Raw genomic sequence first — 23,032 nt, forward strand, 5'->3', positions numbered from 1 at the left:
CGGAGGCGTTGCGAGCGTGCCGACATCGCGGCGGAACGCCGATCCCTAGTGTCGCTGGGGCAGAGCATAGACCACCACCTGATCGCCGACCTGGTCCTTGAGGATCGTGTTGCCGCCGGCGACGAAGGCAACGTACTCGCGGCCCTTGTACGCGTAGACGGCCGGATTGGCGACCGCGGGGGCCTCGACGATGTCGGACCACAGCTCCTTGCCGTCGGACAAGGCATAGGCCCGCACCTTGGCGTCCATCGAGGCGCCGATGAAGATCACGCCGCCGGCCGTCACCGCGGGACCTCCGATCGTCACCGAGCCCATCGACTCCGGCATGTAGAAGCCCCATTTCTGTGACGCGCCGATCGGACGGCGCCACTTGATGTCGCCGGTGGACATGTCGATGGCGGCGATTTCGCCGAAGGGCGGTGCCCAGCAGGGCATGCCGAGCCAGTTCAGCGCGTTGTCGAGCGACATGCCATAGGGCGCTCCGTCCTGCGGATAGAAGCCCTGCTCGTTGCCCGAGCCGGCTGCACGCTGCTCATATTCCGTCCGCGGGTAGAGCTTGATGGACTGCACCACGTGCGAGAAGTTGACGATCGCGGTCTTGCCGCGCGGATCGAACGCGACGCCGCCCCACTGCACGCCGCCGGCGGAGTCGGGATAGGCGAGAACGCCGTTGTCCTTATGCGTCGGCGGCGAGTACATTCCGGCGTAGTTGAGGCTCTTCCACAGCCGCGAGCACTGGCCGAGCCCGAGCGCGTCGGCGACCCACCAGATGGGAGGCTTCCTGGATTGATCGAGCAGCGGCGCCGGCTTGGTCGGGAATGGCTGCGTCGGCGCGTAGACTTCGCCCTGGATCGAACCGTCGCCGCCGGGCACCTTGCGCTCTTCGATCGGCCAGACGTCCTTGCCGGTGCGGCGGTCGACGACGAACAGGAAGCCCATCTTGGTCGCCTGCATCAAGGCCGGGATCTGCTGGCCGTTGACGGTGATGTCCATCAATGTCGGCGCGGAGTTGATGTCGTAATCCCAGATGTCGTGATGCACCCATTGTCGCGACCAGACGACTTCGCCGGTTTCGAGATTGAGCGCCGTCGTCGAGGTGGCCAGCGGAATCGTCTCGGTGCGGTTGCCGCCCCAGTAGTTCGGGGAGGGGCTGGAGACGGGGAGATAGACCAGCCCCAGGCCTTCATCGACCGACATGCCCGTCCACACATTGGCGGTGCCGGTGCGCGGCGCGATCTCCGGCGGCAGCGCGGCGAACGACCATTGCCGCTGGCCGGTCTGCGGATCGATCGAGAAGACGGTGCCGGGAGGAGCCTCGGCATAGGCCCAGTCCTTGCCGGCCCAGCCGACGATCACGTGATTGCCCGCGACAGTCGGCGGCTGCAGCAGCGACAACGGGTATTTGTTGTTCACGTCGTTCCACTGGTCGACGTTGAGGACACCGTTGTTCGCGAAGTCGCGGCAGAGCTTTCCGGTGTCGGCGTCCATGGCAAACAGCTGCGCGTCCATGGTGCCGAGATAGACGATCTTCTGGCACGGCTGGCCGGCGACGGGAGCGGGCGACTGCCAATAGGCGACGCCGCGATTTTTCAGCGCCGGCTGGGTCAGAGCCTTCAGCGTCGACTTGGAGTCGAAGGTCCATCTGACCTGGCCGGTGCCGGGGTCGAGCGCAATGACGCGATAGAATGGCGTGCCGATGTAGAGCGTATCGTTGGCGAAGATGGGCGTGGCGGACCAGACGCTGGTCGGCAGATCGCCCGAGCCGTCCGACACGTCACCGGTGTGATATTCCCAGACCTTCACCAGCGATTTGACGTTGTCGGCCGTGATCTGGGCGAGGGGAGAGTACTTCTGCGCGTTGAGCTGGCCGTGAAACGTATTCCAGGTGGGATGCTCCGGGACGAGCGCGATCTGCTTCGGCGCGGGCAGAGTGGCGGACGGCTGCTGCGTCGCTGCATTGGTCGTTCCTTGTGGGCTGCTGGCCGGTGCCGACGATGGGTTTTCGACATTGCCACGCGGCAGCGACTGATCATGCTGGCCCTCACCGGGGATGCCCCCGGAGGTGGCCGCCGGATTGTTCGTGTCGTTCTGGGCGACGGCCGACGGCAGCGCGGCGGCCATCGCGAGTGCAAGCGCCGCAGCTGGCGTTCGACGGAGCAGCGTACCAATTGTCATGCCGCGACCCTCCTCGGCTGGGAGGGCGCCGCGAGCGTCACGATCAAGCCGGCGAAGACGAAAACGGTTGCCGCCGCGAGCCACCACGCGTGCAGAAACCAGGCCGCGACGACGGTGCCGAGTGCGCCGAGCACCCCGAGCGTCCAGAACACCCCGAATAGCCATCCGCGCCCGCCGAACCACAGGATGAAGGCATCGATGACGAGGGCCAGGCTGGACCCGATGACGAGCAACACGCCGGGCGCTCCGGTGACCCCGGTCAAGGGAGTCAGATAATAGTAGAGACCGAGCAGCGCGCCTGCGGCGGCTGCGACGAGGACGATGATGGGACCGAGCGGATGACTGTGAGATGAGGTCAAGTGACTGCGTCCAGGCTTCATGGCCTGCCGGAGCGGCAGGATGTATCAAATGAACAGGAAGAGAATGTTCTTTCGAAGCGGCGGTTCCTCCCGCCCATGTCCGTCCGGCGGGTGGCAGAGGCGAAGCTCAGCGGCCGGCCTTGGCCGGCAGAGACAACGTCCGCCTGGCGACGAGACCGAGCGTCGACCCCTGCGGGCCGCGATCTCCGATCAGCAATCCAGCCGCCACCACGGCAAGCGGCGCGCTGCAACGCAGCCGCAGGGCAGTCGCGTACACCGAGGTGACGAGCGCCAGGGACAGCAGAACCTCGATCGCGTAGTCGTCGATCGCGTGCATGGCCCTGTAGGCGATGTAGCCGCCAGCAAGACCCAGAAGCGGAATTTCGCGCTTGCCGGCAGATGGGCCAGCGGACCTTACTGCTCCGGCAAGCCTGCATCGACCATGGACTGAACGATGCGAGCCGAGGCTGCGAGGCACACCGGGCTCACATTTTTCCAAGGCGGCGTGACGTTGAGTTTCGTCGTGCCGGGACGCAGCCTCAGTCCCTCCGCCATCGCCGCTCTCGCCTCCTCGAACCGGCCCGATCTCTGGTAGGCAGCGGCGAGCAGCATATGCGAGCGGCCGGTCGCCGGCGTAATCGCGATCGAGCGTTGCAGCCATGGCAACGCCTCCTCGTCGCGTCCCATCAAGAGATTCGCCCAGCCCGCGCCGAGCAGCCAGGTCCAGCGCGAGGCCGGCGGCGTGTCGTAACGATCGGCTTGCTGGAATGTCGCGAGCGCATCGTCGAAGCGGCCGAGAAAGATCTGCCCGAGGCCGATCAGATAAAGCGCAGACCCGTTCCACGGATCGAAGCTCAAGGCTTTGGCGCAGGTCACGAGACTTTTGACGAAATGGTTGGTGGCGCTGAGGAAGCGGCAATGGGCCTCGAGCACCGGAATGGAATTCGGCTTCGACCGTAGCGCCCGCTCAAGCGTCGCGTCGGCCCTGGCCTCGACCGCGGCCGCTTCCTCCGGGCTGAACCAGACCATCTGAATTCCGCGCATCTGCAGCGAGGCAAGCGCGACGGCGAGGTCGACATTGTCGGGATCCTCCGTGAGCGCATTTTGCAGCATCGACTGCGCCGCGCCATAGCGCTCGCGCGTGGTTTGATTGATCGATGCGAGCGCCTGCTCGAGGGCTACCTTGTCACCGCCCGCGGACGATCCGCGTGGGCTGGACGGCGGCGCGCTGGGCTCCAGCATTTCGTTGAGGCGGCGGGCAAGGACATGACCCACGCCGGCGGCGAGGCGGGACTGCGCAAGCTGCGCGTCCGCCTCGTCAGCGGCGACCGAAGCGGCGGCGACCGCCTGAACCTCGCCGGTGGTCGTCTTGATCATGCGCGCCCGCAGCGTCCAGGATTGATCGCCATGCTGCAACTCGCCGCGAATTTCGTAATCGGATGATGCGGCAGGCAGCCCGGCGGGTTCGACGCCTGCGACCGCCGCCGATCGTGGCGCGACCACGCTGACGTTCTGGATCTTGGCAAAACCGTCCACGAGGCGGCCGGTGACCTCCGCCGCCATCACCACGCCGCGCGAATCGCTGCTGGCGTCAACGATGGGCATCACGGCGATGCGCGGCGGCGTTCGCCTGAAGAGGAGGTCCGGCTTCAACACCGGTGCAGCCACCGCAAGCCCCGCGATCGCACCAAGCCCGGCCATTGCGGCGACCATGGCCCGCCGGCTGAAACCGAAGATTGAGCGTTGCGACGTTGCCTGTATCACGGCACCGTTGGCGGGCGCCGGGGGACTCGTCTCCACGGCCTGGGCGAGCGGAGCCACCTCGCCGCCCGCCGTGACCTCGGGCTCGACCTCAACCTCCGCCGTCAGCAGATAGCCGCCGCCGGATGCGAGCCTGATCAACTGCCGCCGGTCGTCTCCGAGCGCCGTGCGAAGCTCGCGGATGCATTGGAACAGGCTGTCCTCGCCGACATGGACGTCCGGCCAGACCGCGTCGATCAGCTCCTGCTTGCTGAGGACCCGGCCGCCGCTGGTGGCGAAAAGCCGTAGCATTTCGAAGGTCTTCGGCCGGAGCTTGATCACCCCGCCGTCAGGCCTGCGCAGCTCCGCGACCTGCTGGTCCAGCACGAAGCCCGCGAAACGAAGCAATCTATCCCCCAAAAGCGTCCCTCTCGCCGGCTTATAAGCGGAAGTCTGTCGAAAATGCCCGAAAATCGGGTCTGAAACGCAAATATCAGAAATCTTCAGAAAGCTGCCGGCCCCCTTATCAAGACACCACCCCCGGCCAATGAGATGACTCCCCTCGCGGACTCGCGGTCAGCGAGAGGGGAAAGCGTTGAATACAGGGAAATATTGTTTCGTGGCGACGCTCCGCCTGCGGCGCGCGCTGCTGACGTCGTCGGCACTGGCTCTGGTCTGGATGCTCCCGGCGACTGGGCCGGCACGGGCGCAGGACGCGAGCTGGCAGACCACTCCGGGGTCGAACGATTTCTACGACGCGAACAACTGGACCCCGGGCAGCGTGCCGACCGGCACGGCCACGTTCGGCGCCTCGAGCACGACCGCGTTGACGCTGGGGTCTTCCGGGACCTTCGGCGGCTGGACGTTCAATGCCGCAGCCTCGAATTACGCGTTCGATATCGCGGTCTCCACGACCCAGGATTTCACCGGAGCCGGCATCGCCATCAATGGCGGCAGCGCCAGCATCACCAACCTCGGCAGCCTGACTTTCTACAACGCCAGCACTGCCGACAGCGCCGCCATCGCCAATGGCGGGTTCATGGAGTTCCGCAACAGCAGCACCGGCGGCAGCGCCACCATCACCAACAGCAACTCCCTGAATTTCGCCGAGACCAGCACGGCCGGCAATGCCACCATCACCAATAACAGCGTCCTGCTCTTCTACGGCAGCAGCACCGCCGGCAGCGCCACCATCACCAACAATGGCGGCCTGGACTTTAGCGGAGCCAGCACGGCGGGCAGTGCCAATATTTCGAACAACCACTATCTGAACTTCCTGGGCACGAGCACCGCCGGCGGCGCCGCCATCACCAACAATGACACCTTGACCTTCCGCGACGCCAGCACGGGCGGTAGCGCCACCATCACCAACAGCGGCACTTTGCAATTCCTCGACGTCAGCTCGGGCGGCAATGCCGCCCTCATCAACCAGGCGGGAGGCACTGTCGATATCTCGGGCGTCGACACGTCGATGACCGCCGGGTCGATCGCGGGGGCCGGCAATTACATCCTCGGCTCCAATCGATTGATTGTCGGCTCGAACGATCTCTCGACCGAGGTGAGCGGCGTGATCTCCGGCATCGGCGGCAGGCTGGACAAGACCGGCGCGGGCACGCTGACGCTGACCGGCGCCAACACCTATACCGGTGGCACAACCATCACCAGCGCCTCCTCCAACAGTCGCAGCACGTTGCAACTCGGCACTGCCAGCCGAGTCGGCTCCATTCTGGGGGCGATCACCGTCGGCAATTGGTCCACGCTGAATGTCGTCAACGCCGACATGAGCGGTACGGCGATCACGAGCAACTTCGGTTACGTCGATTTCCGCAATGCCAGCACCGCAGGCAGCGCGACCATCGCCAACAACAACGGTGTCCTGAGTTTTCATGACACCAGCACGGCCGGCAGCGCCACCATCACCAACGATGGCTCCGTGCATTTCCAGGACGCCAGCACGGCGGGCAACGCCACCATCGCCAACAACAGCTACCTCGAGTTTATCAATGGCAGCACGGCCGGCAGCGCCACCATCATCAACAGCAGTTTGAGTTACGGCCTGACTTTCGACGAAGCCACGGCGGGCAGCGCCATCATCATCAACAACTCATACCTGCTTTTCGCCCGCACCGGCACGGCAGGCAACGCCACGATCGCCAACACTGGCGGCATGGATTTCATTGACACCAGCACGGCGGGCAATGCCACGATCACCAATGCCGGCACCATCCAGTTCCTCCAATCGAGCGAGGCGGGCAGTGCCAGCATTGCCAACACCGGCAGTCTGCAAGTCTTCAGCAGCGCTGGCCATGCCGCCATCACCAACAACAACATCCTGGACTTCCGCGGCAGCGGCACGGCAGCCAGCGCCGCCATCACCAACGCCGGCGTTCTGTCGTTCTTCGATTTCAGCACGGCGGGCAACGCCACCATCACCAACAACGGCAGCCTGCAATTCCACAACACCAGCACGGCCGGAAACGCTGCCCTCATCAACAACGCCGGAGGTATCGTTGATTTCTCGGACAGCCTCGGTCCCGGCAGCCTCCAGAGGCTGAGCGCGGGATCGATCGCCGGAGCCGGAAACTACCTCCTCGGCGCCAACGAGCTGACCGTCGGCTCGAACGATTTTTCGACCGAGGTGAGCGGCGTCATCTCCGGCAGTGGTTCGCTGGTCAAGACCGGCGCGGGCATGCTGACCCTGACGGGCGCCAACACCTATGCGGGTGCGACACGCGTCGACCGCGGCGTGCTGCGCGTGGACGGCTCGATCGCGACCTCGATCGGGGTGACGGTGGATGCGAACGGCACGCTGATGGGCACGGGAACGGTCGGCGGCACGGCGATCAACAGCGGCGGCTCGCTGCTGGGCGGCAACGGCACCGCCGGCACATCGCTCGCGATCTCCGGCAATCTCGCGTTCCAGTCGGGCGCCCGTTATCTCGTCGAGGTCAATCCGGCGACGGCCTCTTTCGTCAACGTGACCGGCGCGGCGACACTGGGCGGCGCAACCGTCAATGCGGCGTTCGCGGGCGGCAACGTCGGCCGGCGGTACACGATCCTGACCGCCGGCAGCGTCAGCGGCGCGTTCAACCCGCGGGTCGATACCAACCTCTCGTCGAACTTCCGGACCGAGCTGAGCTACGACGCCACCCACGCCTATCTGAACCTGACGCTGAGCTTCGTCCCGCCGCCGGGCAGCGGACCGGGCGGCAATCAGCAGAATGTCGGCAACGCTCTCGTCAACTCCTTCAACGGCAATGGCAGCATCCCGCTGATCTACGGCTCGCTCACGGCCGCCGGCCTGACGCAGGCGTCCGGCGAGACCGCGGCGGGGTCGCAAGCGACCACGTTCCATGCGATGGGCGAGTTCATGGGCCTGCTGACCGATCCCTTCAGCACGGGCCGCGAAGCGGCGGCATCCGCGCCGCCGGCCTATGCCGACCACGGGCCGGCAGGCGCCGGGCGCGACGCCTATGCGATGCTCGCCAAGGTGCCACCGGCCGAGACCTTCGAGCAGCGCTGGAACGTGTGGGCTGCAGGCTTCGGCGGATCGCAGACCACGGACGGCAGCACCGCGCAGGGATCGAACAGTGTGACCGGCCGGCTGTTCGGCACCGCCGCCGGCGCCGAGTACGCCTTCTCGCCACGAACGCTGGCCGGCTTCGCGCTCGCCGGCGGTGGCACCAGCTTCTCCGTGACTGGCGGTGGCACGGGCCGCTCGGACCTGTTCCAGGCCGGCGCCTATCTCCGGCACACCAATGGCCCGAGCTACATCACCGCGGCGCTGGCCTATGGCTGGCAGGATGTCACCACCGATCGCACCGTGACGCTCGCCGGCGTCGATCGCCTGCGTGCCGAGTTCAGTGCCAATGCCTGGAGCGGACGTATCGAGGGCGGCTATCGCCTCGTTGCGCCGCGGGCCGGCGGCTTCGGCCTCACGCCATATGCCGCGGGCCAGTTCACGACGTTCACCCTGCCGGCCTATGCCGAAACGGTGGTCTCCGGGAGCAACGCCTTCGCGCTGGCTTATGCCGCCAGGAGCGTGACCGCCACGCGCAGCGAACTCGGCCTGCGCACCGACAAGTCCTTTGCCATGCAGAACGCGGTTCTCACCCTGCGCGGCCGCGCCGCCTGGGCGCACGACTTCAATCCGGACCGTTCGGTCGCTGCGACGTTCCAGGCGCTGCCCGGCACGAGCTTTGTCGTCAGCGGCGCACGACCGGCAGCGGACTCCGCACTCACCACCGCCTCCGCAGAAATGAAATGGCTGAACGGCTGGTCCGCCGCTGCGACCTTCGAAGGCGAGTTCTCCCATGTGACGAAGAGCTATGCCGGCAAAGGCGTCGTCCGCTATGCGTGGTGATGACTTTGGCAAGCCATCGAAATCGCAGTAGATGCGACCGCCCTCCGAGCGCACCATCCCTCTCTCCCCAAATTCAAATCTGTTTGCGGTTTGTCGCGGCCTCGCGCCCTTCGTTCGGGCGAGGGGCTGCGGTCCCGCGGCGCGATCGCGTCCGAGTTGTGCCGCTCGTTCCGCCCTCGAGAATGAGAGGGCGCGGGGAATGCCGGGCGCTGGCCGCACCCATGGCCCGCCTGCGAAAAAAATGCAGGCGGCAGGAACCACAGGTTCAGCCGAGACATCCCGGCATTCCCCGCGCGATGGTTTTCACGCTTATGTCGCGATCTCCCCGGTGTCCGGCTCTTTAGCCACCGTCGCCCTCGGGATCATCGCCCGACGACTTGGCGCCAGCATCGGGGCGCCAGGACCACGCGTCTTCACGTCCGCACACCTGCCGTTCGTCGGCGAGCCCGTGAGCCCGCTGCAGCACGCCTGCGGCCACCGCATCCCCAGACCCCACGTCTCGTGACGATCGCGAAGCGCCCCTCTCGGCGGGTCCAGGATGGCGACACTCAATCGTGTATTCGGAAAAATAGCAACAAGATTATTTTCTTCAGAAGGTCTGGACGGGCCAAATCAGCTTGATCACAGCTCGTGCGACCCCGCGGAGTGCGAGGCGTCAGCAGGCCAAAAGCGAGCTTTGCGCCGGCTTTCCCTGTCCGGCACCGAGCCCTGCGTATTCCAGCGGGCGGCCGCGTCCGAACCAGAAGATGCCGCCGTTCGGCCCGGCTTGTTCGAGGCGTCATCTCGAGAGAGGGCGTCCCTCGGTGTGCAACCGCGAGGACGCCAGGCTGCAACGAGACCGCGCAGTGGAGGCGCGCCTGTTCATCCCGGCAATGACGATCCTTCCGCACACAGGTGATGAAATTTCGGTAAGTCGATGAACGGTCGTGATAATCGGCGTTCGGCCCCGATCCCGCGCGCCTACTACCTTCCGCCTATGAGAGCCGGGCAGAGCTGATGCTGTAATCGCCCCGTTGCTCGCAGCGCGACCGCTCATCTCGGGCCTGGCGCACGCGCCATACGACCACAACAAAGACATAAGCGGAGGGAACTGATGAACTTCACGAGCAGGAGATTCTTGGCTGGCATCTCGACGGTTGCGTTCCTCGTTGCCGGCACGCTGGGCGTCCGCGCCAACGACTCGGCGCTGAAGGCTGCCAGCGAGCCGGGCGCCTGGGCGATGGCCGGGCACGATTACGGCAACACCCGGTTCAGTCCGCTGAAGGAGATCACCACCGAGAACGCCGGCAAGCTGTCGCTGGTGTATTCGTTCTCGCTGGCCTCGCTGCGCTCGAACGAGGCCTCGCCGATCGTGATCGGCAACACGCTCTACGTCTCGACCTCATGGGGACCGAAATACGTCTATGCGCTGGATGCCGCCACCGGCGCGCGCAAATGGACCTACGAGCCTGAGATTCCGGACGACACGCTGCAATATGCCTGCTGCGACGTGAACAGCCGCGGCATCTCCTATGCCGACGGCAAGCTGTTCGTCGGCCGGCTCGACGGCAAGCTGACCGCGCTCGATGCCGCTACCGGCAAGGAGCTGTGGACGTCCAAGGTGGTCGACTACAAGCAGGGCTCGGTGATCACCTCGCCGCCGCTGGTCGTGCGCGACAAGGTCATCACCGGCTTCGGCGGCGGCGAGTACGGCGTGCGCGGCTCGCTTCAGGCCTACGACATCAACTCCGGCAAGATGGTCTGGCAGACCTACACGGTGCCCGCGCCCGGCGAGCCCGGCAGCGAGACCTGGAAGGGCGACACCGGCCTGCATGGCGGCGGCGCGGCCTGGCTGGTCGGCTCCTACGATCCGAAGAGCGACACGGTCTATTGGGGCACGAGCAACCCAGGTCCCTGGAACACCGCCGTGCGCTCGACCGGCAATGGCGATTTCGGCAAGCTGACAAATCTGTATACGGCGTCCACGCTGGCGCTCGATCCGAACACCGGCAAGATCAAGTGGCACATCCAGACCACGCCGGCCGATGCCTGGGACTATGACGGCGTCAACGAGGCCATTCTCGCCGACCTCAAGGTTGGCGGTGCAGCCGTTCCCACGCTGATGAAGGCCGATCGCAACGGCTTCTTCTTCGTGGCCAATCGCGAGACCGGCAAGGTGATCTCGGCCGAGAAGTACGTCTTCGCGAACTGGGCGCAGAAATGGGACACCTCCACGCTGCGCGCGGTCGAGGATCCGGACAAGCGGCCGGGCCCCGGACATCCCGTCAAGGACGTCTGCCCGAACCTGATCGGCGGCAAGAACTGGCAGCCGATGTCGTACAATCCGGACACCGGCCTGGTCTACATCCCGACGAACAACGTCTGCATGGACTGGTCGGTCAGCGACGTCTCGTACAAGCGCGGCGTGTTCTATCTCGGCGCGGAATTCCCGACCAAGGAAGGGCCCGGCGGATTCCTCGGTGAGCTCATCGCCTGGGATCCCGTGAACAACAAGAAGGTCTGGTCGATTCAGGAAGACCTTCCGTTCAACGGCGGCACGCTGAGCACCGCCGGCGGCCTGGTGTTCTCCGGCAACCTGCACGGCGACTTCCGCGCCATCGACGCCAAGACCGGCAAGATCCTGTGGAAGAAGAATCTCGGCTCCGGCATCGGCGCCGGTCCGGTGACCTATTCGGTCGACGGCAAGCAGTACGTCGCCGTCGTCGTCGGCCGCACCGCCTCGATCCCGGCGTTCCTGGGCGAGATCGGCAAGAAGATGACGAACGCAGCTCCTGAAGGCGGCGCCCTGTTCGTGTTCGCGGTCCAATAGCCGCAACGTTCGCGACGGCTGCGCGTGTCCCCGGCCGCGGGGACACGCGCAGCGCTCGGCCAATCCGCGTCGAGCGGACGAAGCAACACGGCCCGCTCGCGAGGGCGAGCCGTACCATCCAAACAACAAACAAGATCGAGGGACCGAGGATGCGCCTGAATCGCCGACAGACTGGCTCGAATGGACGGGCCGCCGCCGAACCGGCAGCACGCGCGACGGCTCTCGTCGCCTTGACGGCCTGCACCCTGCTGACCGCGCCGGCCGCAGCCCTGGTTCATGAGATGGAGCCGCTGCGGCTCTGTGCGGATCCGACCAATCTTCCGTTTTCGAGCGACAATCCGGCGCAGCCGGGATTCTATCTCGAGGTCGGCCAGGCGCTGTCACGCGAGCTCGGTCGCCCCGTGACGTATGACTGGTACAAATCCTATTTCGGCAAGCGAACCGTGCGCGTGACGCTGCTCGGCAAGCAGTGCGACGCGATGATCGGCCTGCCGCTGTCAGCGGACTTCATGGGGCCGGCAGTGATCTTCTCGAAGAAGATCGCGACCGAAACCTACGCACTCGTCAGCCGCGAGACGTTGGTCGTCCATGGCATCGACGACCTTCGCGGCAAGCGGGTCGCCGTGCAATATCAGACCACGCCGCAGAACCTGCTGGCCCAGCTTGATGACATCGAGAAGGTGACGGTGCTGACGCCGGACGAGGGCTTGGCGGCGCTGGCGAAGGGCAAGGTCGACATCGCCTTCGTCTGGGGACCGGTCGCAGGCTGGCTGAACAAGACGACCTACCAGAGCAGCTTCCGGATCCAGCCGGTCGAGGGCGACGGTCTGTCTTGGGATGCCGCGATCGGCCTCGCCAAGAGCTCCACGCAATTGCGCGATCAGATCGACGCCGCATTGCCGAAGCTCGCAGCCGGGATCGCCGAACTGGCGGTCAAATACGGGCTGCCGAGCGAGCCGTCGATCAGGCTCGGCGCCGTGCCGCGTCCGATCAGGCTGGCGTCGCTGATCGAGCCTGCTCGGCTTCTGCGCCAGCCGGTTGCCGAGTCCGCCGTGACGAGGGTTTCGGACTCGACCGCGGGCCAGTCGAAGACCGAGGCGGTGACGCTGGGCAAGGAGATCTTCAACGGCACCTGCGCGCATTGTCACGGACCCGACGCCGTGCAGGCGGAACGGCGCATCGACCTGCGGCGATTGCAGACCCGCTACGGCGAGGACATGCGCGACAAATATTGGAGCACGGTGCATGAAGGCCGTCCTTCCAAGGGCATGCCCGCCTGGAAGGAGGTCTTTACCGACGACCAGTTCGAGAGCATCTATTCATTCCTGCTGACCGTGCAGACGTCCGAAACGGCCAACTGAGGGAGGCGGACATCGGGCGGCCCGGCCTGTCGGGATCATCCGGCTCGTGCCGGCGGCAAGTGAGAGTCGGACATGACGCGCTTTCTGATCATCGACGATCATCCGCTGTTTCGCGAAGCGCTCGGCAATGCGGTGCGCCTGGCGCATCCGGATGCCGAGATCTTCGAGGCGCTGTCGATTGCCGATGCGCTCACCAGCCTCGCAAGAACACCCGATATCGACCTCGCGCTGCTCGACCTGACGCTTCCCGACGCCGTGGGCTTCTCGGGGTTCCTGCAACTGCGCGCCACGCATCCGCGGCTTCCGGTCGCCATCGTCTCGAGTGAGGAAGACCCGAACGTCGTGCGCGAGGCGCTGTCGCTCGGCGCCGCCGGCTATCTGCCGAAGTCGACCTCGAAGCGAGAGCTGACGTCGGCGATCGAGCGCGTGCTCAGCGGCTCGATCTCGGTCCCGAAGGATTTCGTGCCCGCGGCGGAGCGACAGGGCAACGGCTCCTCGCGCGCGCTGCAGGCGAGGCTCGCGGAGCTGACCCCGCAGCAGCTTCGCGTGCTCGACCTGATCAGGCGTGGCTATCAGAACCGGCAGATCGCCGGCGAGCTTCAGCTCGCGGAGTCGACCGTCAAGGCGCATATCACCGAGATCCTGCGAAAGCTCCGCCTGTTCAGCCGCAACAAGGCGGTCATCGAGATCGGCAAGATCGCGCTGCCCGCGCCGGCCGACCGTCAGGGACCGCGCACCGCCTCGCGCAGAAACCCGTAGCGGAATTGCTGCGGCGCAAGACGTCGCGGCCGTCGCGACATCGCCGACGTCTTGGGCTTTGATCTTGGGCGTTGATCTTGCGCGTTGATCTTGGCCGTTGATTGCGATCGACCTCCGCGCTATCGCTGTTGCTCCGGCCCTGACATCGGCTCGAAGATGCGGTGCGCGCACTGCTTTGAATGTCGGGTCCGCGACAATGACCAAGCTGGATTTCCGGTCCGGCCGGGGAGGGGACAGGCACGTGGCTCGATTGCTGATCATCGAGGACCATCCGCTGTTTCGCGAAGCGCTGGAGAGCGCCATCCGCGCCGCTCTGGCCGATGCCGAGATGCGCGAGGCGACATCGATCGACATGGCCGTCGATCTTCTTTCATCCCCGGCGAAATTCGACCTGATCCTGCTCGATCTCTCGACACCCGGAACGACCGGACTCTCCGGCGTCATTCGCGTCCGCAAGGCTGCGCCGCGCACGCCGATCCTCGTCGTGTCAGCGCATCAGGATCCGGGCCTCGTCGCCCATGTTCTCGCGCTGGGTGTCTCCGGCTACATCTCGAAATCGACCTCCAAGCTTCAACTGGCCGATGCGATCAGGGCGGTGCTGTCAGGCGACGTCCATGTCGAAGCCGGCTCGCTCGGCACCGGCACGCGCCGCGCCAGTCTTCCTGCTCGCGATCTCCTGAAGCGTCTCCACGAACTGACGCCGCAGCAGCTGCGTGTGCTCGATCTGATCCGCTGCGGTCTGCAGAACAAGCAGATCGCCTATGAGCTCGGGATCTGCGAGACCACGGTGAAGGTCCACGTCTCTGAGATCCTGCGCAAGCTCCGCGTCATGAGCCGGACCAAGGCGATCGTCGAGATGGAGAAGATCGACTTCGTCAACCTCATCAGCGGACCGCGGCCGAGCGGCGCCGACGAACTCATGACAGCAGGAACGACAACAGCGCGCGCAGCTCCGCAGGCCTGACCGGCTTGGTCAGGATCTCGAGGCCGTATTGGCTTGCTTCCCTGGCCGCGTCTTCGGAATAGTCGGCGGTCACGATCATCGCCGCAACCTCTCGCCCGAGGAATTGCCGGATGTCCCGGATCGCGGCAAGCCCGCTCTCGTCGCCTTCCAGATGGAGGTCCGCGATGATCGTCTCGGGGATTGCCCCGAGCGCGCTCAGGCGCAGCAGCGCGTCCGTCGTCGATGCCGTGGCCACGACGTCGCAGCCCCATTTTTCCAGCAGACTGACCATGGCATCCGCAGTAGCCAGATCGTTTTCGATCAGCAGGATCTTTGCGCCTTCGAGCCCGCCAAAATCATGCTCGACGTGCTCGGCAGGATGCGGATCCGGCAGTACGGCGGCCGGATCCGCCGGGTCGAGCGTGAGCCTGAACGTCGATCCGTGGCCCATGCGCGACGCCAGCCCGACCTCATGGTTCAATGCGTTGGCGAAGCGGCGGACGATCGACAGGCCGAGCCCGAAGCCGGCCTGGTCCTCGGCGCTCGGCTGACCGCGCTGGAATTCGAGAAAGATCGCCTCCTGCTGCGGCTCGGGAATGCCCGGGCCGGTGTCGTAGACCTCGATCCGAACCCGCTCTGCACCCGGTCCTCGCCGACATCCCATGACGACGCCGCCCTGTCGCGTGTAGCGCAGCGCGTTCGCGAGGAGATTCTGCAAGATGCGCCGCAGCATCATCGCATCCGAGATCACCGCGACCGAGGAGGGACAAATACGCAAGGACAGGCCGCGTCTGGCCGCGATCGGAGCGAATTCGCGTTCGAGCGGCGCGAACAGGCTCGCGAGCAGTATCGGCCTCATGTCGGGGCGCAGGGCGCCGGCATCGAGCTTGGCAATCTCCAGCAGCGATCGCAGCAGATCCTCGAGCGTGGCCAGCGAATGGTCGACCTGGCCGACCATGGCCGTGCCACGCTCGGACGAGACCTCGTCGGCCAATGTCGACAGCGTCAGCCGCGCGGCATTGAGCGGCTGAAGCAGATCATGCGTGACGGAGATGAGAACCGAGGATTTCAGGGAGCTGGCCGCCTCGGCCTGCTGCTTGGCGCGAAACAGGTCCTTGTTCGCCGTTTCGATCGAACGCAGCGCATCGCGCAGCTGTCGCGTCCGCTCACGCACCTGGTGATCGAGCGCGATTGCCGTTTCGAACAGCGAGAATGCATTGAACTGCTGGTCCATCGAGCGCTCGACCCGGGACATCAGCGCGGCGTTGATCTTCCTGAGCTTGGCCGCCTCGCGCTGCAGGTCGTCCGGAGACCCGGCGCCGGTCATTGCTGCGCTCCCGGACGCTTGCCGATCGCGACCCCGGTCAGCGTCTGATTGACGTGCATCGAGCCGTACTGCTCGCCATAGGTATGGAAACCGACGATCCGGTTCTCGCGGTAGAGCTCGGACATTTCGCGCGCAAACTGGTGCTGCTCGGCGTCGAGGCGCCTGAGGATGCATTCGAAGCCGATGAAGAGCGAGACCTCGCCGATGTCGTCGCGGACCTCGGCCAGCATCTCGCGGGCCGCCGCCACCGAGTTGCGCGACCTTGCCGCCGTCAGCACCATGCCTTCGTCGATGGCGCAGAAGAACCGCAGCGAGCCGTCGGGGCTCACCCGCTGAATCGAGCGCGCGAAATACGATCCTCCCACGCGCACCAGGACCGGATGGGCCGCAAACAGGAACGGGTCGAGCTCGGAATCGGCGATCCCGATCGCGCGGCAATATTCCTCCGCCGCCGGCTCGGCGTTGAGCTGCTTGACGATGCGCTGCTCGAGATCGGCTTCCGTCACCACCATCTTGGTCGAGGTCGGCTCGAAATTGTCGCATTTGAACAGCCGGAACGGCAATGAGGTCCTGATCAGGATGAGGACGGCCATGTCCGTGTGAGCTTTGCCGTCGTGAAAGACCCAGGTCTGCTCGAAGCGCAGACCATCGCCGGCCGACCCGCCAACCAGGGGAATGTTGTCGAGCGACGCATAGATCGCCGACATGATGGCCTCTTCGCGCTGGCACATGCCATCGATCAGGACGAGCCCAAACACGCTCTCGCCGTCGCGGCCTTCATGCTGCGACAGATTCTGCCTCAACTGGAGGCCAAGGCGCCGGCCTTCGTCGACGCGAAAGCCGGACAACCCGAAGATGGGCTGTGCGAACACGGTGAAATCGTCGGCGGCAAAGCCGAGCGCGACGACACTGTTGTCGTCCCAGCCATCGGGCGACAGCTCTCCCGCCGTCGTGCAGCCATACACGGGGATGTCCGCGAGACGGATCGTCATCTCCGACATGAACGCGTTCGGATCGTAATGGGGCGAGAGAAAGATCAGCACCATGGCCAGGCCGTCGGCAGGCAACTGGCCGCAGATGTCGGCCACCGCAGCGGCCTCCGTCGCAGCCTTCGACTTCGCCGCAATCACGCCGGACGGACGCGCGGGCCGAGGATCGGCGTTTCCCACCGGGGCACCTCCCTGAACGACACTTTCGAGCATCGTGTTGCAGATCGTTCGTTTTTTTAGAAGATTAGGCGAATTGAGCAGCAACGGCAACTGCGCGGCTTGATCCAGGACAAGGACTTGGATCGGGCAGTCGTCCGATCATCTGTGCGGATCTGCTCATGGTCTGGCCGCGGGGCTGGCCCGCGCCCGCTCCGGGGCGAAAGAGGGGAAGGATTCACATGCTCCGCCGCATCGCTCTTGCCGCCGTTCTCGCCGGCCTGGCCCCGAGCGCGCACGCGCTCGACGGAGATGCCGCCGCCGGGAAAAGCATCTTCCAGCGCATCTGCCAAAACTGCCACTCTGCCGAGATCGGCGTCAACAAGGTCGGCCCGAGCCTCTGGAACATCGTTGGCCGGCAGCCAGCCGCCGTGCCGGATTACGCATATTCGGAGAGCATGAAAAGGAACCATGCGCCCTGGACCGCAGCGGCTCTGGACGCCTATATCGCCGATCCGCGTGGGGACGTTCACGGAGTCAAGATGTATTTCAAAGGACTGGCGGACGCGAAGGAGCGAGCCGACGTCGTCGCCTATCTGTCGACGCTGAAATAGCGCAGCCAGGGAAGCTTTTGGCTTCCGCGCGCTGACGGCGCTTGTCGCAGGAATCTGCACCAACGGCGCATGGTGGACGCCGCGGGCCTAGTCGGCGGCTGAATGGATCGTGAGGTCGCCGGACTGCTCGGTCTCGTCGGATTGTTGCGAGGGCGCAACGCGCTCGTAGACGAACCTGTTCGTGACATCGCCGCCATCGGCCGACACGCCGATCTGATTCTGTTCGCTGGAGCCGCGATACTGCAGATATCCCCCGCTCTCAAGCTTCAGGCGTATATGCTCGCCGCCGGGCAACTCGTCGAGTGTAAAGGTGGAGTCCGACCGAATGGCGTCGCCGTCGGGGGCCACGTAGTTGTTTTGTCCCTTGCGCAGATATTTGCCGTTGCCGTTGTCGGCCTTCAGCGCGAACCCGCCCCGGTCGGCAGCGACCACCTTGAACAGGCAGAAATAGTCGTGGGCAGGTTTCGAAGCGTACAAGCAGTCGCGGTTCTCCCAGTAGCGCGAGAGATACAGGCCGTTCGAGGCCTTCAACGCGATCGTGTCGCCGGCTTGAAGAACGTGCTCCGCGACCCGGGCCAGAATCCAGCTCTTGATGCCTTCATCGACCGTGCAATGCGGCTGATTCCAGGCGGGGACGTACCATTTGTTGAACGGTGTCTCACCCGGCCGCACCGTTCTCGCCTCGAACGCGTAGGCGTCCTGACGGGGAACGCCGAGCGCACTGTGAACCGGGATGAAGCAGTTGACCTCGTAGTGCAGAGCCGCTCTCTGAGGGCAGATCAATGCGTCGTAGATCGTTTTGAAGTTCTTGGCGAGGCCGCCGGCGCAGCCGTCGCGCGTGTAGAAGCCCTGGGCGTCGGAGTCCACAGAGTAGAAGACGCGCGCATTGCGCGTCTGGTCCCACATGTAGAGCTCGGCATAGTAGGTCTTGGAATTGAAGACCCTGTTCGGTGTCGCCCAGAGCTCCACCCTGTAGACGGTCGGTGAATCCGTTCGTTCGACGGAGAGGGTCTTGGCGCCGCCCGGAATGCTGACGACATGTGAATCAAGCGCGCCGTTGCAGATGGCATACTTCTTTGGTCGGGTCGGATAGCCGTGGAATGCGAGCGCCTCCAGTTCCGCATAGAACTTGCTGAACTCCGGCTTGGTCAATGACTCCCGTTCGCCATCCCAGCGCCAGACCTGATGGATCAGCATCTGCTTGGCCGCAGGATAATTCAGCAGCGTGTCGGGATCCGGCTGGCGATAAGCGAAGAACCTCGCCGTGATCTGAGCGGCGAGCGGCACATTGGCCGCCTGATGAGGCGAGTCGAATGTCGTCAGGGCCGCGACGTCGCCGGGGTCGAGCCGCTGCTGCTCGGCGTAGGCGAGCGCATAGCGGGCGATCAGGCCGCCCATGCTGCCGCCCATGGCATGAACTCGCGGCCGGCCTTGCGCGCCGTTGTCACGGATCCAGTACAGGGCCTCGAGATAGACGAACGCGTTGCCCTGAATCGGAGAGCCGCGTTCGTCGAAAATCAGGATGACGAGATCGTAGCCGGCGACGCGCAACTCGTCCGCAAGCTTGGCATTGGGGTTGTTGCGCTCCCCCGTGAACCCATTGAAATAATCGTAGATGGCGTTTGCATCGTTCTTGCCCGGAAATCCCTCGGCCAGCAGCAGGGGCTTTCTGAGCTTTCCGCTCCTGTTGCTCCAGGCCCAGTAGACGTGCATCACGCCCTGGTAGAGCTTGCCCTCGTGGGGGATGCTCGCCCTCACGTCAATCCGACTGGCCGGGACGGGCGCGCCGTCGCCACGCTCGGGGGGAGTCGCGTGCCGAGCGGCATCCGCCACGATGAATCGAAAGGCAGCGCAGCGGGCCTCGTCACCGAACCATGCTCGCAGCACGATGCGCTGCTCTCCGGCTTCGTCATACGTCACGATGCTTTCGGTGTCGAACAGGGCGGGCCGAAAGCCTCCACCGTCGCCGAAATCGATCTCGACACGGTCCGGCAATTCGCCGTTCGAGACGTAGAGCGTCCTGTCCAGCTTGAAATGCACCTCGAGCCCGTCGTGCACCTCCTGCTGGCGGGAGACGCCCCAATAGGCCGGAGGCAGGATCGCACAGGCGGCAAACGCGGTCCTGGTTTCGATCATGTCGGAGATGTCGGTCCCCGGCGGCAACTCCAGAGCTGCCTGATCGCGGACGGCCCGGCGCAACGCCCCCGCCAGCCTGCGGTCCGGGGCCTGGTATTGCACGTTCAGAACGCCGATCGCGACCGCGCCTTGCTGCGAGTCGGCGAGGTCGAACATGGCGGAAAGCGGCGGAATGGTCTGCTCCGCCGCAACGGCCAGCTCACCGTACATCGCCTCCCATTGCCGTTGGTCGATGGTGTCGGCGTAGAGAGCACCATCCCGCAGATTTGCGAGGCCATTCAATCCAAGCAGGATCGGGATGTTCCGGTCTCGCCCGGCCCTGGAGCGCTGGGTCGCGATGAATTCATCAAGGACGCTGGAGCAGACGGTCTTGTGCTCGGCTGTCAGAATGGCAGACATGGTCGTCTCCTTTCCTCCGAATGTGCCGGCGTGCGTGATTTCGTCGAACCAGCATTCACCCTCGAAGGTATTAAGACGCAGGATGCTATCTCTGGTCGAGGTAGCCAAATGGCTACCTGTCGCCGTTGCGCCGGGAGCATCGATACTGCGACGGGCCTCGCGATGGATCTCGTCTGGATCGTGGCGGGCTTTGCCGTGTCGCGCGCCTCCTGAGCTTCCGGATTGCCGGCCTGGGCCGCGCGTGTATAAGTCGGCGGCTCGTGCCGCGGCTGCCGCGGACGGTTGTCCGATGGCAGGTCATGGTCGAGAGCGACGTCAACAGATCCGACGGCATGCCGCAGTCGCCACGCCGCGGTGCCGTTGCGTTCATCTTCGTCACCATCCTGCTCGACATGCTCGCGCTCGGGCTGATCATGCCGATCCTGCCGAAGCTGATCGAAGGCTTCGTCGGCAACGACACCGCGCAGGCGGCGCGCATCTTCGGCCTGTTCGGCACCGCCTGGGCGCTGATGCAGTTCGTGTTCTCGCCGGTGCTCGGCAGCCTGTCCGACCGGTTCGGGCGGCGGCCGGTGATCCTGTTGTCGAATTTCGGGCTCGCGGCGGACTACGTGCTGATGGCGCTGGCGCCCTCGCTGGCCTGGCTCTTTCTGGGGCGCCTCATCTCCGGCGTCACCTCGGCCAGCATCTCCACGGCGTTTGCCTACATCGCCGACCTGACGCCGCCGGAGCGCCGCGCGGCGATCTTCGGCCGCATTGGCGCGGCGTTCGGCGCCGGCTTCGTGCTGGGTCCGGCCACCGGCGGACTGCTCGGCGACATCGATCCGCGACTGCCGTTCTGGGCTGCAGCCGGCCTCAGCTTCGCCAACGCGCTGTATGGATTGCTGGTGCTGCCGGAATCGCTCTCGCCCGAACGGCGCAGTCCGTTCCGCTGGCGAACCGCCAACCCGCTCGGCGCGCTGCAATTGTTGCGCTCGGACCGCACGCTCGCCGGACTCTCCGCCGTCAACTTCATCACCCAGCTCGCCCATGTCGTGCTGCCGTCGACCTTCGTTCTGTATGCGACCTATCGCTATGGCTGGGACACGCGCACCGTCGGCCTCACGCTGGCGATCGTCGGGGTCTGCGCCATGATCGTGCAGGGCGGAGCGGTCGGGCTGATCGTGCGCTCGCTCGGCGAGCGCGGCGCGCTGATGCTGGGACTATCGGCCGGCGCGGTGGGATTTCTAATCTTCGGCCTCGCGCCCACGGGAACGTTGAGCTGGCTCGGCATTCCCGCGATGGCGCTGTGGGGCGTGTCGGGTGCCGCGATCCAGGCGCTGATGACGCGGCTGGTGGCGCCCGACAAACAGGGTCAGCTGCAGGGCGCGACGTCGAGCGTGCAGAGCATGGCCCAGCTTGCCGGCCCGTTCCTGTTCACGCTGACCTTTGCCTATTTCATCGGCGCTGCCGCGCCGATGCATCTGCCGGGCGCGCCGTTCCTGCTGGCTGCGGCGCTGCTGATCGGAGCACTCGTGATGGCCATCCAAACACTGCGTGCGGGCAACGAAAAACCCTCATCCTGACACGCGGCGTTGCATGCGTGTGGGATGAGGGTTGATCGGGATCGGGGGCCTCATGGTTGGAAGACGGCGCGAGGCGCCTCATCACCATGAGGGTCCGTCGAGGGCTGCAGCCTTACTTCTTCACCAGCGGACACTCGCTGGCCTCGAGCGGCTTGGCGGCGTCCTCCGGCGCGATCTTGGCGATCAGCTTGTAGTAGTCCCACGGATATTTGGACTCGTCCGGCTTCTTGACCTCGAACAGATAGGCCGGGATCAGGCGGCGGCCGTCGGCGCGCAGCGGGCCCTTGCCGAACAGCGGGTCGTCGGTCGGGATCTCCTTCATCTTGGCCACCACCTTGACGCCGTCATGCGGATTGCCGCCGAGCGCCTCCAGCGTCTTCAGGTAATGCAGCGTGCCGGCGTAGACACCGGCCACCGTCATCGACGGCATCGTGCCCTTCGGTGACACCTTCTGGAACCGCTTGGACCATTCGCGGGTCTGGTCGTTCAGATCCCAGTAGAACGATTCCGTGAACGTCAGGCCCTGCGCGACCTTCAGCCCCAGCGCATGCACGTCGTTGACGAACAGCAGGAGCGCGGCGAGCTTCTGGCCGCCCTGGACGATGCCGAATTCGGAGGCCTGCTTGATCGAGTTGGTGGTGTCGCCGCCGGCATTGGCAAGGCCGATGACCTTGGCCTTCGAGGACTGCGCCTGCAGCAGGAAGGACGAGAAGTCGGCGGTGTTGAGCGGGTGCTTGACCGCGCCCAATACCTTGCCGCCGCTGCTGGTCACCACCGCCGACGTGTCGCGCTCCAGCGCATGACCGAACGCGTAGTCTGCGGTGAGGAAGAACCAGCTGTCGCCGCCGGCCTTGGTCAGCGCCTTGCCGGTGCCGTTGGCGAGCATGTAGGTGTCGTAGGTGTAGGAGATGGTATTGGCGTTGCAGGCCTTGCCGGTGAGATCGGCGCTCGCTGCGCCCGAGTTCAGCAGGATCGAGTTCTTCTCCTTGACCAGATTGGAGACGGCCAGCGCCACGCCGGAGTTCGGCGTGTCCATGATCACGTCGACCTTCTGGGTGTCGATCCATTGCCGCGCGATGTTGACGCCGACGTCGGGCTTGTTCTGGTGATCGCCGCTGATGACCTCGATGGTCCAGCCCTTGGCCTTGAGGCCGGAATCTTCGACCGCCATGTTGGCGGCCGCAACCGAGTTCGGACCGCCGATGTCGGCATAGAGGCTCGACATGTCGTTGAGCACGCCGATCTTGACGACCTTATCGTCGGCGAAGGCGGAGCCGGCAAAGCAGAGCGCGGTGGCAGCAAGCAACGCGGCCATCCGGCGCGCATGAGACGTCGTCATC

Annotated in this window: 14 protein-coding genes and 1 pseudogene; 7 read left to right on the top strand and 8 right to left on the bottom strand. The window is 65.3% G+C overall.

All coding sequences use genetic code 11. From position 1 onward, the window contains the following. Positions 1–45: 45 nt before the first annotated feature. The 4 genes and pseudogenes from QXZ94_RS07110 to QXZ94_RS07125 form a co-directional block, all read right to left on the bottom strand. Entirely contained in the window at positions 46–2,175 is a 2,130-nt protein-coding gene (locus tag QXZ94_RS07110; protein WP_315719822.1) for a pyrroloquinoline quinone-dependent dehydrogenase, read from the bottom strand. Beyond that, complete coding sequence (locus QXZ94_RS07115; RefSeq protein ID WP_315719823.1) at positions 2,172–2,534, bottom strand: hypothetical protein; 363 nt, start codon at positions 2,532–2,534, stop codon at positions 2,172–2,174. The genes QXZ94_RS07110 and QXZ94_RS07115 overlap by 4 nt, the downstream gene beginning before the upstream one ends. 190 nt (positions 2,535–2,724) lie before the next feature. Further along, a pseudogene (locus QXZ94_RS07120) lies at positions 2,725–2,910 on the bottom strand (cation:proton antiporter); the annotation flags it as partial. 38 nt (positions 2,911–2,948) lie between these two features. Beyond that, positions 2,949–4,682: a winged helix-turn-helix domain-containing protein gene (locus QXZ94_RS07125; protein ID WP_315719824.1), complete on the bottom strand. Its 1,734-nt coding sequence runs from the start codon at positions 4,680–4,682 to the stop codon at positions 2,949–2,951. Between the two features lie 211 nt (positions 4,683–4,893). On the opposite strand from QXZ94_RS07125, the gene QXZ94_RS07130 reads away from it, so the two are divergent. The 5 genes from QXZ94_RS07130 to QXZ94_RS07150 all read left to right on the top strand — a co-directional run bounded on the left by QXZ94_RS07130 (position 4,894) and on the right by QXZ94_RS07150 (position 14,530). After that, entirely contained in the window at positions 4,894–8,637 is a 3,744-nt protein-coding gene (locus QXZ94_RS07130; RefSeq protein WP_315719825.1) for an autotransporter domain-containing protein, read from the top strand. A 1,117-nt stretch (positions 8,638–9,754) separates the two neighbouring features. Then, entirely contained in the window at positions 9,755–11,446 is a 1,692-nt protein-coding gene (locus QXZ94_RS07135; protein ID WP_409998501.1) for a PQQ-dependent methanol/ethanol family dehydrogenase, read from the top strand. Positions 11,447–11,676: 230 nt separating this feature from the next. Continuing rightward, entirely contained in the window at positions 11,677–12,807 is a 1,131-nt protein-coding gene (locus QXZ94_RS07140) for a c-type cytochrome (protein WP_409998736.1), read from the top strand. 72 nt (positions 12,808–12,879) lie between these two features. Then, the gene (locus QXZ94_RS07145) at positions 12,880–13,566 is read left to right on the top strand and encodes a response regulator transcription factor (protein ID WP_315719828.1); all 687 of its coding nucleotides are present in this window, start codon (positions 12,880–12,882) and stop codon (positions 13,564–13,566) included. A gap of 241 nt (positions 13,567–13,807) precedes the next feature. Next, the gene (locus tag QXZ94_RS07150; RefSeq protein WP_315719829.1) at positions 13,808–14,530 is read left to right on the top strand and encodes a response regulator transcription factor; all 723 of its coding nucleotides are present in this window, start codon (positions 13,808–13,810) and stop codon (positions 14,528–14,530) included. Here the strand turns inward: QXZ94_RS07150 and QXZ94_RS07155 are convergent. Then, the gene (locus tag QXZ94_RS07155; RefSeq protein ID WP_315719830.1) at positions 14,484–15,836 is read right to left on the bottom strand and encodes an ATP-binding protein; all 1,353 of its coding nucleotides are present in this window, start codon (positions 15,834–15,836) and stop codon (positions 14,484–14,486) included. The genes QXZ94_RS07150 and QXZ94_RS07155 overlap by 47 nt on opposite strands. Beyond that, positions 15,833–17,005 carry an FIST N-terminal domain-containing protein gene (locus QXZ94_RS07160; protein WP_315719831.1) on the bottom strand — a complete coding sequence of 391 codons (1,173 nt, stop codon included), beginning with the start codon at positions 17,003–17,005 and terminating at the stop codon, positions 15,833–15,835. The genes QXZ94_RS07155 and QXZ94_RS07160 overlap by 4 nt, the downstream gene beginning before the upstream one ends. A gap of 218 nt (positions 17,006–17,223) precedes the next feature. Here QXZ94_RS07160 and QXZ94_RS07165 point away from each other — a divergent pair, with 218 nt between their 5' ends. After that, entirely contained in the window at positions 17,224–17,595 is a 372-nt protein-coding gene (locus QXZ94_RS07165) for a c-type cytochrome (protein WP_315719832.1), read from the top strand. Positions 17,596–17,682: 87 nt separating this feature from the next. On the opposite strand, the gene QXZ94_RS07170 is transcribed toward QXZ94_RS07165, so the two are convergent. Then, positions 17,683–20,130: a hypothetical protein gene (locus QXZ94_RS07170; protein WP_315719833.1), complete on the bottom strand. Its 2,448-nt coding sequence runs from the start codon at positions 20,128–20,130 to the stop codon at positions 17,683–17,685. 299 nt (positions 20,131–20,429) lie between these two features. Here QXZ94_RS07170 and QXZ94_RS07175 point away from each other — a divergent pair, with 299 nt between their 5' ends. After that, positions 20,430–21,692 carry a TCR/Tet family MFS transporter gene (locus QXZ94_RS07175; RefSeq protein ID WP_315719834.1) on the top strand — a complete coding sequence of 421 codons (1,263 nt, stop codon included), beginning with the start codon at positions 20,430–20,432 and terminating at the stop codon, positions 21,690–21,692. A gap of 112 nt (positions 21,693–21,804) precedes the next feature. Here QXZ94_RS07175 and QXZ94_RS07180 read toward each other — a convergent pair whose 3' ends face one another. Next, complete coding sequence (locus QXZ94_RS07180; RefSeq protein WP_315719835.1) at positions 21,805–23,031, bottom strand: ABC transporter substrate-binding protein; 1,227 nt, start codon at positions 23,029–23,031, stop codon at positions 21,805–21,807. Between the last annotated feature and the right edge of the window lies 1 nt (position 23,032).

Origin of the sequence: Bradyrhizobium sp. SZCCHNS2022, from assembly GCF_032377575.1 — a bacterium.
GTDB lineage: Bacteria > Pseudomonadota > Alphaproteobacteria > Rhizobiales > Xanthobacteraceae > Bradyrhizobium > Bradyrhizobium aeschynomenes.

Coding starts and splice junctions, on each gene's coding strand:
- QXZ94_RS07110 (WP_315719822.1), bottom strand. CDS start 2,175: ATGACAATTGGTACGCTGCTCCGTCGAACGCCAGCTGCGGCGCTTGCA.
- QXZ94_RS07145 (WP_315719828.1), top strand. CDS start 12,880: ATGACGCGCTTTCTGATCATCGACGATCATCCGCTGTTTCGCGAAGCG.
- QXZ94_RS07155 (WP_315719830.1), bottom strand. CDS start 15,836: ATGACCGGCGCCGGGTCTCCGGACGACCTGCAGCGCGAGGCGGCCAAG.
- QXZ94_RS07165 (WP_315719832.1), top strand. CDS start 17,224: ATGCTCCGCCGCATCGCTCTTGCCGCCGTTCTCGCCGGCCTGGCCCCG.
- QXZ94_RS07170 (WP_315719833.1), bottom strand. CDS start 20,130: ATGTCTGCCATTCTGACAGCCGAGCACAAGACCGTCTGCTCCAGCGTC.
- QXZ94_RS07175 (WP_315719834.1), top strand. CDS start 20,430: ATGGTCGAGAGCGACGTCAACAGATCCGACGGCATGCCGCAGTCGCCA.
- QXZ94_RS07180 (WP_315719835.1), bottom strand. CDS start 23,031: ATGACGACGTCTCATGCGCGCCGGATGGCCGCGTTGCTTGCTGCCACC.